The following is an 11,271-nucleotide window of genomic DNA, read 5'->3' as shown; positions in this document are numbered from 1 at the left end:
TGCATGATATGGTGATTTGGCGCTGGTTTCGCCTGCGAAACCGGAACCAGTCGTTTCAATGTGCTGCTGCCTTTGCCATTTCACAATTTTCCAAAGATGTGCGATGATCCACGCGATAACGTAGAAAAAATACGATCTGCTTGAGGCACCCGCACATGGACAGAAAACAGCAGCCCCCCCTGCCCCCCTATTTCAATCTCGATCCCGAGGCCGCCGCGGCCAAGCTGAATGACCCCGTCGACACCGCCCGATTCGCCAAGGCCGCCGCCTTTGCCGGACGTGGTCGCGATGATCTGGCCAAGCGTGGATACGCCCCGGATGGCCGCAAGAAGCTCCGCAAATTCTCCACCTGGGAAGTTTGCCGCTATCTGATCCCCGTGGCCCCTGCCCACCTGCGTCGGGTCCTCAACAAGCACCCGGAACTGCCCCAGGGCGAAGGGTCCGGCAACGCCAAACGCTTCAGCCTCGAAGAGATCCTGACCCTCCGCGACCACTTTGCCCAAGAAGGGGTCAGCACCAAGGAATACCGTCCCTACCGGCCCGAAGGACTACCCGCCAAGGTCGTCGCCGTCGCCAACTTCAAGGGCGGCGTGGGCAAGACCAGCACCGCCGCGCACCTGGCCATGTCTGCGGCCCTCGATGGGTACAAAGTGCTTGTGATTGATCTGGACAGCCAAGGGTCGATGACCTCGATCATGGGTGGTCAGGTCGAGGACGAATGGCAGACAGTATTTCCGCTCTTGGCCCGCGACTATGCGGTCCAGGTCGAGGCGGAAAACCGGATCAGGGCCGCCGCCGGTGACCCGGAAATCCCGCTGGATGAGACTCTAACAGAGGCAAAACAGGTTTCGTTGCGAAACGTCGTGCAGAAAACCCACTGGCCCAACATTGATCTGATCGGTGCGCAGCTCAACCTCTATTGGGCCGAATTTCAGATCCCGGTCTGGCGTATGGCGTTGCGGCAGTGGGCGCTCTGGGATGCGCTCTCTTCCGCCCTTGACGAAGGCGGTGCGCTGGATGATTACGACATCGTCCTGCTCGATACGCCCCCTGCCCTCGGCTATCTGACGATCAACGCTTTGGCTGCGGCGGACATCATCCTTGTTCCCCTTGGCGCCTCGTTCCTGGAATTCGATTCCACGGGCCGATTCTTTGACATGCTCTACTCCACCTTTGCCTCGATCGAGGACGGTGAAAACGCTGCGCGGCGGCGCAGTGGACTGCCGGAAATGAAGTTTGAATGGGACGTGGTCCGGGCGATCATCACCCGTTTTGACGCCAGCCAGCAGACGGATTTGGCCAACGTGATCCAAGCCTATTTCGGCGACATGACCAACGCCTACCGACAGGAATACACCGCGATGGTCGGGCAGGCCGGCGAGACGGTCAGCGGCATCTACGAGGCCGACTATCGCGACTTCAACCGCGAGACATATACCCGTGGGCGCGAGACGTTTGACCTGACCTATGCGGAGTTCAAGGAAATCCTGCTGGGTGCGTGGTGGCGGGACGATCAGGAACGCAAGATGACGGAGGCCCAGAATGGCGAAACGCAGACAGCTTGAGGTCCCTTCCGCCGAGGCATTGAAGGAGATCGAAGAGGGTTTCGCGCGCGAAACCACGCCCCGCAGTCCACGGGCACCGATTGCGGATGTGGTCGCCGATGCGGCCAGCCGTTCGGATCCTTTGCCCCAACACCTGCGCGAGGAAAACGCCCGCGACCGCGCCGATGCAGAGGCCCTGCGACAGGCCCGTGCGCGGGGATTGGTGGTGGTGGAATTGCCGATCCACGACATCACGTCGGACGCCCTCAGTCGGGACCGCGTTGACCTGAACGAAGAAGACATGGCCGAACTGCGCCGCTCAATCGCCGAGCACGGCGTGCGGCTGCCCATTGAAGTGTTCGAGCCGACCAACCCTGATGCGGCGGGCAAATTTGCGCTGATTTCAGGCTTTCGCAGATTGGCCGCTGTGCGTGAGTTGAACGCGCTGTCGGGGGGGGAGCGGCACACGACCATTCCGGCCTTCGTCCGGGCGCCGGATACGTTGGCAGACGCGGTCGTTGCGATGATCGAAGAGAACGAAATTCGCACCGGTTTGAGCCAGTACGAGCGGGGCAGGGCGGCGGCGATTGCGGTGCATGACGGGGTCTTTGCATCGGTGGATGACGCGGTGAACGCGCTGTTTTCCTCAGCCTCCAAGGCGAAGCGATCCAAGGTCCGGTCCTTTGCCTTGGTGCACGAGGAACTGGGCGACATGCTGCGCTATGGGCCGCGCCTGACGGAGCGGCAATGCCTGCGGATTGCGGGCGGGCTGCGGGCGGGTCATGCGGAGGCGATGCGTCAGGCATTGGAGAGCCATGCGGTCGACACGCCGGCGGATGAATGGCTGGTGCTGGAGCCGATCATCGAAAGCGCCGAAGGCGATGGCCCGGACCCGAAACGGGGCGGGCGGCCGCGCAAGGTGGTCGAGCGGTCCGCGCCTGTGCGGCTGGCCAATCGCGTCACGATGGAGAAGGTGCAGACCGAAGACGGCTATGCCATTCGGCTGCGCGGCACCCATGTCAACGACGAGCTGATTGAACAGGTGATGGACCGTATCCGGTTCCTGCTGGAAGAAATCTGAAGCCCATATCACCGGCGGTTTCGCGCGCGAAACCTATCTGCGAAACAGCCGAAACCTCCTTGTTAGGGTCTAGTTTCGAGTGACGGTGTGCAAATTTCCGCTGGCAAAGGGGCCGTCCAACTCCGACACCGACCCGTCGGGCCAGCGGACCGTCATCCCGGTGGCTGTGCGGCCCCGTGGCAGCCCAAAGTGAACCCGTGGGGCGTCGAAGGACATGAACCCACCGCCAAGCTGTATTTCGCGGCTCTGAGAGGCGCCTGTGTCGTCTGTGAGGGTCACCAGCGCACCAATGCCGTCACGGTTGCCCTTAAGGTCCTGTAGGGCCACCACAACGCCCGGTGCCTGCGTGTTGTTGCGGAACACCGTCAGCGGGCCGTTGACCGGGTGCGTGACGATGTCGAGATCGCCATCGTTGTCGATGTCGAAGGTCGTGGCGGCGGCGGTCATCAGGTAGTCTTCGAGGCCGAAGGGGCCGGATTCCTCGGCAAAGGTGCCGTTGCCGTTGTTGTGAAAAAACAGATTGGAGGGCGACACCTCGTTCGGGACCCATGTGCCGTTGACGATGTAGACGTCCTGAAAGCCGTCGTGATCGGCATCGAAAATCTTGGTGTCCCAGCTCCAACCGCCGACGTCGAGGCCCTGCGCCTCGGCCTGATCGGCAAAGGCGGTGTCCTGCCACGACAGCAGCACGTTTGAGCGCAGGATTTGCGGGTGCGTCAGCGCAATTTCGTCTGCGGTGGCGTTGCGGGATGGTTTGAAATGCAGATCGCAGTAGGCGCGGGGGATCGGTTGATCCACGGGAATGAGGGCGCAGAGCGAGGCGTCACGTTTCTGGATCGCCAGATCCTTGACCAGCATGGCCCGACATTCGCCCGCATAGCGCCCGGTGAGCGACTGACATTCGGAGGCATAGGTCGGGTCAAAGTTGTTCCCCGAGCGATACCACGCCTTTATCCCCATGTTAGTGTCACATATTGCGCGCTCGGACGTGTTTTCGATCAGGTCGCAGTATTGGGACAGCGGCTGCATCTTGAGCGTCTCGGAGACGCCGGAGGACCGGCCCGCGATTTGGGCGAGGTAGATGTCTGGCCGCCCGGTATTGTGCAGATCGGCCGTTTTGACGGACATTGTGGTGGTTGTGGTATGTGGGATCAACCCGCTGTCGTGCGCCAGCATGTCGAACCCGCCGGACCCGTCGCCACGGTAGAAATAGTCGGGGATGTCAAAGTCGTTGCCGACAATCAGGTCGGTTGTGCCGTCGGTGTCAAAGTCGGTGAACAGGATAGACAGCGTTTCGCCTGGGATGCCGGGCAGGGCGGTTTGCTGTGAAAATGTTCCGTTTTTGTTCCATAGTATTGCGTTGCGCGATTCCTCGCCGGGGATGCGGCGATACCAGCCTGCGGCCCAGTGGCCCAGGGCGATGTCGAGGTCGCCGTCGCGGTCCGGGTCGGCAAGGGTGAGCGCCAAGGCGATCGGTGCGTCGTGTGAGGTTGGCACGGGCTGGGGGGACGTGGTGTCGAATGACCCGCCTGCGTTGCGCCACGTGTAGTTGCCCGAGAGGTACGTGGCGATAAAGAGGTCGGGCCAGCCGTCATTGTCCTGATCCGCCAATACAGCGTTGAACACGTGCAGATCCGCCAGCGGGCCAAGGTCGAACTGTGTACGCGTAAACTGGCCCGTTCCGTCGTTGTCGTAGAAATAGAGCCCCTCTTCGGTGGATGCGATCACCAGGTCGAGGTCGCCGTCACGGTCGATGTCGGCAGAGGACAGGCTGCGCCCTTCCCAGAAGGGGGGCCACATGTCGCGCATGGAAAATTCGATGGGTTTGTCGATGCCGATGGTGGACGCTTCGATCCGGGTAAAGGGGGTGTCGGCGGCAGGCGAGGGGGCCGCGAGCGGGGTCTGTGTGACGGTGATGCCGGGGGTAGCGGCATGGGCGGCACCCCAGCCGGGGGTTTGCGCGTTTTCGGCGTTCAGCAGCAGGTCGAGTGCGCGTTGCGTTTGCCAGCCGTGGTAGGTGTGCGCGCCGATCCCGGCGGCGATGCCCAGCACGACAACCACGGCAGACATCAGCCATGCGGCGCGGCGGCCCACCGACTGCGTCACGATAAAGAACGAGTAGACCGAAAAGATGCCCAGCGTGAACAGCAGTGTCATCACGTAGCCATGGGCAATCCCGGCCCCGAGCAGTGCGCCGGTGATGACCACGTCAAAGGCGATGGGGACGGGCAGGAACAGCCCGATCAGCGCGATCAGCACCACGATGCCGAGGCTAAAGCCCAGACCCACAATCAGGTCTTGCGGTAGCAACGTCGCGGTGATGGCCCCCAACAGGCCCGCCAGTAGCATCAGGGGCACGGTCATCTTGATGATGTACCAAAGGTTCGCGGCATAGCTGGTCACGACGCTGGACAGCGCCGTGCCCAGACCTTCGGCACCTGGGCCACGTGCGGAGATGGGCGCGGGCAGGGGGCAGGTGATTTCGTCCTCGGGCAGTTCGGTTTGAGGCAGGAAGCGGCAGATCAGCGGCACGGCGATGAGGATGACGACGAGGCTGAGGGCGATCTTGGTCACGGCCATGTAGAAGGGCACGAGGCTGAACAGCATGGTCAGCACAACGATATTCAGAGTGGGCGAGGCGATCATCGCGCTGAGCGTCGTTTCGGCGCGCATGCCCGATGCGTACATCCCCCGCGCGATGGGGGCCGCGCAGTTGACGCAGACGCCCAGCGGTGTCCCGATCAGCAGCCCCAGAAGGGAGTTGGAAAAGCCGCCGCGAAAGCTGCGCTGTTTGACGTAGGGCATAAGGGTGAGGAACGCCGCGGCCAGCAGGATGCCGAATGTCATCCCCTTTTTGTTGGTGTCGATCCAGTTGAGCGTGGTCCAGAAGATGCGTTCCAGCAGGCCCATCCCCTCGGTCAGCATAAAGCGGGCCTCGAAGCTGAGGGGATCCTCGAGCTGGATGGCGCCGGACATCATCGCCTTTTCGTCGAGTGCCGGATAGCGGGAGCCGGTCCAGAACAGGTAGGCCAGCGCGACGATGATCAGCGCGGCGAGGACAAAGCGTTTCTCGTAGGGATGCTGGATAAACCGATCCATCTGGGGGCGTCTCCGGGTTTGGGTGGGATCAGTGTGGCGTCTGATCGTCCAAATGCAAGGGTGTTGCGGGGTGTGGTCACGGCTGTGTCAGACGTGAAAACGGGCGCGACCGGCGCGCCCGTTTCAAAGCAGTGTGGCAGGCGCGATCAGTCCTGAGCGAGCTGCGATTCGATCGCGTCGAGACGGGCCTGAAGGGCCGCGTTTTCCGCACTCAGCGCCTGGATCGCGGCCAGCGCGACGCCAGAGGAATCGAGCGTGGAAATGCCTGTGTCCGATGCACCTGTGCCGAAGGCGGCGTAGAAGTCCTGCGCCATCGGGCCGATGTGGCGAATGCCTTCTTCGGCGTCATGGATATACGTCCATTCGGCGACGGGCATGTCACGCACCTTGGCGAGGATTTCGGTCGGGTTGACCGGCTCGATCGCCATTTTGCGGTTCTTGTCCGAGCTTTCGGTCAGGGTGCCCTGGATTTCCAGGTTGCCGTTGTTTTCCAGTTCGAACTGACGGTCCGCCGTGCTGTCGGACGAGGCGAGGATCAGCGATCGGCCAGCGCTGAACAGCCACTGCGCGTCTGTCCTGGTCGTATTGTTCAGGAACAGCTGCGCGCCGCCGTTGTTTTCCAGCGTCAACAGCTGTGCGGTGCCGGACCCGCTGGAGTCCGAAATGCGGACATTGGTAGTATCGCTGCTGCTGCTGCGGATATCCATCGTGGTGGTGGGGTTGTCGGTGTTGACGCCAACCCGGTCATTGCGCAGCACAAGGGCATCGTCGCCTGCATCGGGGAAGATGCGGAAGGGCAGGTCGCTGCCATTGGTCACGTTTCGGACGAAAAAGTTCGTTTCGTTGCCGGCGATGTCCCATGTCTGGGCTTGGAAACCGGCCGATCCATCCTGTTCCAGACGGTAGGTCGGGCTGTTGCCGTCAACCGCGTGCACTTCGACAACCGGCGAGGCCGTGCCAATCCCGACATCGCCTTCGTTGTCTACGTAAAGCGCGTTGGCGATTGCGCCTGCTTCGACCCGGAAAGGGATACGTCCTACGGTGGAGTCCTCAATCGCGAAGTAGTTGGCGCCGCCGTTGGTTTGGTCGTTGGCCACCAGACGCCAGTCGTTGGCGGGGAAGGACGCGGATGACGATGTGTCGTCGAAATGTATCCGCAGGTTGTTTTCCTTGAGCCGGATCGTATCGGACCCAAATGATTCGCCTGATGCGCAATCAATGCCGACACACAGGCTACCATCGACAATCACGTCGGATGTGAACACTTGCTGTGCAGCGGCTGCGCCAGACATCAGGCACAACGCCGTTGTTCCGAGTGCCGCGCTGCGCCCAAAGGTTTTGAGTGAAATTTTCATTGTCCTCTCCAATATTTTCTTGTGACTTGCGCCCGTTTTGCCTGGGCTTGTTTGGTTATTCTTCTTTGATGTCTTCGGGTTTGACGATCACCCCGCGTGACACGATGAACACGCCGGATGCGTTGAAGGGCACGGCAGCTTCGTCGCGCGAGGCATCCCCGCGTCCGTCATTGATTTTGTTGGTTATTTTCTTTGTTTCCTTGGTCGCGGCGGACAGTTCGTACCGATAGACGCCGTCGACGATCTCTTGGCCGCGCAGTTCGAACACCGGTGTGCCGGATGCGGCAAAAATCTGTGATACCTCACCTTGTGGGGTGCGGATGGTCATGGTTGCGTTGCTGAGCGTGCCCCAGTTTTCGAACCAGACAGCGGATGAATTGTTCTGTTGCACCGGTTGCGGCGCATCTGCGTGCGCGACGCCGCCCAAAAGCGACAGGCAAAGTGCAGCGGTCATAAGTGTTCGAGACATGTCCAGCTCCTCTTGCGGGTGAAACGGGTGGATGTGGCGCAGGTCGGATGAGTGAGTATTAAAAAAATGTTAACGAATAAACTTTGACCAAAAGGTTAACGCAAAGCAGACCTTTTTGCCAAGAACTTCTGTCATTTCAGAGCGATTCTCGTTTAGCGGGAAATGTGTTCCTGCGCCAAAGTCTGGGCTTGTGTGATCTGTTTGATGCTGGGTTGGCGCCCGAATTCGGCTGTCAGGGCGGCGGTGTCGACGCCTGCGCGTTGCGCCAGTAGCAGCCACATCTGTCCCAACACGTAATCCTGCGGCTGACCCTGACCCCGGAAATACATCAGGCTGAGATTGGCCATGGATGGCCCGTGTCCCTGTTCGGCGGTGATGGCAAACAGGTGCGCTGCGGCGCGCAGCATCTGGAAATCCCGCTCGGGGTTGGTGGCAAGCAGCCAGGCGGTTTGGAACATGGCGATGGGGTCGCCCGCATCCGCCAGTTCGGTCATGTTCCGGATGGCGTCCGCCGTTTCTTCGGGCGCGCGCAGGCGAGGGTCATAGACAAAACTGGCCAGCGTCCCGCCGGTGCCACCTGACCCGCCCAGCCGGTAGAGATCCTGTGCCAGTTCTTCGTTCAGAGGCACGCCAAGCGCGTTTTCGTAGAGCACGCCGAGGTTGGTCATGGCCGTGCGCAGCCCCAGTTCGGCGGCGCGCTGGAAATAGTCGGCAGCGCGGGCATAGTCCTGGTCCACGCCTTCGCCGCGCACATAGAGCAGGCCCAGATTGTTGAGCGCGCGCGGGTGGTTTTGGGCCGTCGCCTGTTCATAGAGGGCGCGGGCACGGTTGAGGTCCTGTGGCCGACCGGTGCCGTTGTGGTACATCACGCCAAGGCTGGTTGCAGCGTCAGGATGCCCTGATGCTGCCGCCTGTTCATAGCGTTCAGCGGCGGCGGTTGCGTCGCCGCTTGCCTCCAGTACGATGCCCAGATCGAACAGGTATTGCGGGGTACCTGACTGTGCGGCGCGGGTCAGCAGGTCGCGCGCGGTGGCGGTGTTCTGTGCGACGCCCAGCCCTTCGAAATAGAGCTGGCCGAGGCGGTTCTGTGCCTCTGCATTTCCGGCCTGCGCGGCCGCGGTCAGCCATTGCGCCGCCGTTGCGTGATTTTGCAGGACGCCGTCGCCGTTCAGGTAGCGCAGGGCGAGGGCCAGTTGTGCGTCGGGTGCGCCGCTCTGGGCTGCGGATTGCAGTGTGGTCAGTGGCACGGGCGTGGTTTGGGCCGATGTTGGCCCGACCAGCGCAAGGGTCAGCGCAAGGGCAATGAACGCGGGTTTCATGGCTGTGTGCGTTGTTTGGCGACGTTCGCGGGCAGGCGGTCGGACGCGGTGGCAAAGAAGGTGCGTGTGATGTCCTGTGCGGCGCTGATCTGGTCCGGTGTCATCAGGTTGCCAAGGGCATCGCGTTGCGTGGTGGCGGCTGCGTGGCCGCTGGTGGCGGCGATGTTGAACCAGGCGTGGGCCTGTTCATAGTTCAGGTCCACACCATTGCCCGTGGCGTAAAGCGTGCCGACTTCGAATTGCGAGGCCACGTCGCCCGCCTCTGCGGCGGCGGTCAGATAGGGTAGGGCGGCGGCGGCGTCCTTGTCCACATGCAGCAGCAGGTGTCCATATGTGGCCTGCGCCGGGCGCAGAGCGTCATCGGCCTGTTTCATGAGCCAGTTCCGCGCGCCGTCGTCGCCGTTTTCAGCGGCCAGTCGCGCCCAGGGAACGGCCATGTGGGGCGGTATATGGCTGTCGAGCACGCCTTGGCCCACCAGTTGTCCAAGGCGCGTGCCTGCGTCGGCGTGGCCCTGTTCGCTGGCCTTGCGGTACAAAAGGGCGGCTTCGCGGACGTCAGCCGCCATACCGCGCCCGGTTTCGGTATAGTGCGCGAGGACGAACGTCGCCCGCGCCAGCCCGCTGTCAGACGCCTTTTGCAGCCATTGCAGTGCGGCAGCGTCGTTTTGAGGCACACCGCCGGTGCCGCCGTAAGCCATGGCGAGGTTCATCATGCCGCCGGGGTCACCTGCCTCTGCCGCGGCGGTGAGCCAGCGCAGGGCTTCGTCCGGGTTTGGGTCGGTGTCGTCCTGTCCGGTCAGGTATTTGGTGCCGAGGGTGCGTTGTGCGATGGGCAGCCCGCCTTCGGCGGCGCGGCGATACCAGTCAAGCGCGGCGGGTTTGTCCATCTGCACGCCGTTGCCCATGTCAAAGGCGAGGGCGAGGAAATACTGGCCCTCGACGTGGCCATTGCTTGCGGCGGCGGTCAGCCATTTCAGCGCCTCTTGGGCATTATCCTGCGCATCTGGCCCGCGCGAGAGGACCTTGCTCAACTCATATTGCGCCTCGGTGTGGTCTTGGTCGGCGGCACCGCGCAACAGCATCAGCGCGCGGTCGGTGTCCTGTGCCACGCCCTCACCAAGGGCGAGCAGGAGGGCCATGTAATACTGTGCCTCGGCGTTGCCGTTTGTGGCAAAGGGGTCGAGGAGCGCCGCCGCTTGCGCAGGATCGCGGTCCACACCGGTAGAGCCACCCGTCAGATAAATGCGTCCCAGCAGCAGACCGGCGGGCGCATATCCCGCCTCGGCAGCGGCGCGCAACATGGCGACGGCGCCGTCCGTGTCGCGTGGCCCGCCCTGTCCCTGCAACAGCAGAGCGGCCAGACGGAACTGTGCCGTGAGGTTGTCCGCATCCTCGGCCAGCGGCATCAACGCCGCCCGTGCCGTGGTGAAATCACGTGCTTCGAGCGCGGAGACCACGGTGTCCGGCAATCCGTCGGTTTGGGCAAATGCCGTTGTGGCGCAGAGGGCCATGGCAGTGGTGAGGCGGCGAAAAACTGTCATCAAAATATCTTTGGCCCGTTTGAAATATGGGTGAAGGTGCAGCGGTGTATATTGTCCACAATCGCAAGGCTTTGCGCAACTGCAAGTGCGATCTGTGTCAGCCCGCCGCGCGCATCAGCCAAAGCAGCGCCGCCGCCGCACAGAGGGCCGTCCCGAAGGGCAGGGGGCGCGTGGCGGCCATCCCGTCCGTGGTGTGGCGCGTTGCGAGCGCCCCGGCCAGCGCAAAGAGCGAGGCAAACAGCACCAGATGAGGCAGGGCAAAGGGACCGGCAAATGCGCCCAGCCCGATCATCAGTTTGACATCGCCAAGGCCCAGCCCCTCGCGGCCGCGCACCTTTGCGTAGGCCCAGCGGATCAAGGCAAAGCTGCCAACGCCCAGGGCAACGCCCCATGCCGCATGGCCCAGTCCGGGACCTCCCGGCGCCATGGCCAAGCCCCAGGCCACAACGGCCAGCGTCCCGGTCAACAGATCGGGCAGGCGAAACCACAACAGATCGGTCATCGCCAAGGCAATCAGCAACCAGAGCCACAGCGCATTCAGGGCCACAAACGCCATGTCGCCCCCGTTGAGGACGGCAAGCAGCGCCGCCCCGATCGCCAACAGCTCTGTATAGAGTGTGAAGGGCGGGATCGGTGCAGTACAGTGGCGGCATCGCCCGCGAGACAGGGCAAAGGACAGCACAGGCATCAGGTCACGCGTCCGCAGCCGCGTGTCACAGGCCCGACAGGCCGAGGGCGGCATGACCACACTTTGACCACGGGGCAGGCGGTCAACCAGAACCGCCAGAAAGGACCCGATCACCGGGCTGATCACAAGCAGCAGAACATGGAAAACGGCGATTGGGGTCATCCCTTCTTGTCGC

8 protein-coding genes are annotated in these 11,271 nt (G+C 62.6%); 2 read left to right on the top strand and 6 right to left on the bottom strand.

Annotation, left to right across the window (positions count from 1 at the left end):
* Positions 1 to 155: 155 nt before the first annotated feature.
* Together Q0936_RS20115 and Q0936_RS20110 are read left to right on the top strand one after the other, a co-directional pair.
* Positions 156 to 1,565, top strand: coding sequence for an AAA family ATPase (locus Q0936_RS20115; protein WP_299146599.1), 1,410 nt, complete (start codon positions 156 to 158; stop codon positions 1,563 to 1,565).
* Positions 1,543 to 2,625, top strand: coding sequence for a ParB N-terminal domain-containing protein (locus Q0936_RS20110; RefSeq protein ID WP_299297858.1), 1,083 nt, complete (start codon positions 1,543 to 1,545; stop codon positions 2,623 to 2,625). The genes Q0936_RS20115 and Q0936_RS20110 overlap by 23 nt, the downstream gene beginning before the upstream one ends.
* A gap of 69 nt (positions 2,626 to 2,694) precedes the next feature.
* Here Q0936_RS20110 and Q0936_RS20105 read toward each other — a convergent pair whose 3' ends face one another.
* The 6 genes from Q0936_RS20105 to Q0936_RS20080 form a co-directional block, all read right to left on the bottom strand.
* Positions 2,695 to 5,724 carry an FG-GAP-like repeat-containing protein gene (locus tag Q0936_RS20105; RefSeq protein ID WP_299297327.1) on the bottom strand — a complete coding sequence of 1,010 codons (3,030 nt, stop codon included), beginning with the start codon at positions 5,722 to 5,724 and terminating at the stop codon, positions 2,695 to 2,697.
* Between the two features lie 146 nt (positions 5,725 to 5,870).
* A complete protein-coding gene (locus Q0936_RS20100; protein ID WP_299297326.1) occupies positions 5,871 to 7,079 on the bottom strand; it encodes a tail fiber domain-containing protein in 1,209 nt (402 codons plus the stop codon).
* 55 nt (positions 7,080 to 7,134) lie between these two features.
* Positions 7,135 to 7,548 (bottom strand): hypothetical protein, encoded by a 414-nt coding sequence (locus Q0936_RS20095; RefSeq protein ID WP_299146603.1) that lies wholly within the window; start codon positions 7,546 to 7,548, stop codon positions 7,135 to 7,137.
* Positions 7,549 to 7,700: 152 nt separating this feature from the next.
* Complete coding sequence (locus Q0936_RS20090) at positions 7,701 to 8,867, bottom strand: tetratricopeptide repeat protein (protein ID WP_299297324.1); 1,167 nt, start codon at positions 8,865 to 8,867, stop codon at positions 7,701 to 7,703.
* Positions 8,864 to 10,408: a hypothetical protein gene (locus Q0936_RS20085; protein WP_299297323.1), complete on the bottom strand. Its 1,545-nt coding sequence runs from the start codon at positions 10,406 to 10,408 to the stop codon at positions 8,864 to 8,866. Before Q0936_RS20085 ends, Q0936_RS20090 begins: the two co-directional genes overlap by 4 nt.
* Positions 10,409 to 10,505: 97 nt before the next feature.
* Positions 10,506 to 11,258, bottom strand: a complete 753-nt coding sequence (locus Q0936_RS20080) for an A24 family peptidase (RefSeq protein ID WP_299297321.1) — start codon at positions 11,256 to 11,258, stop codon at positions 10,506 to 10,508.
* Positions 11,259 to 11,271: the final 13 nt, after the last annotated feature.

Origin of the sequence: uncultured Tateyamaria sp., from assembly GCF_947488715.1 — a bacterium.
In the GTDB taxonomy this organism is placed as follows: Bacteria; Pseudomonadota; Alphaproteobacteria; order Rhodobacterales; family Rhodobacteraceae; genus Tateyamaria.
This window is presented reverse-complemented; position numbering and strand designations above follow the sequence as displayed.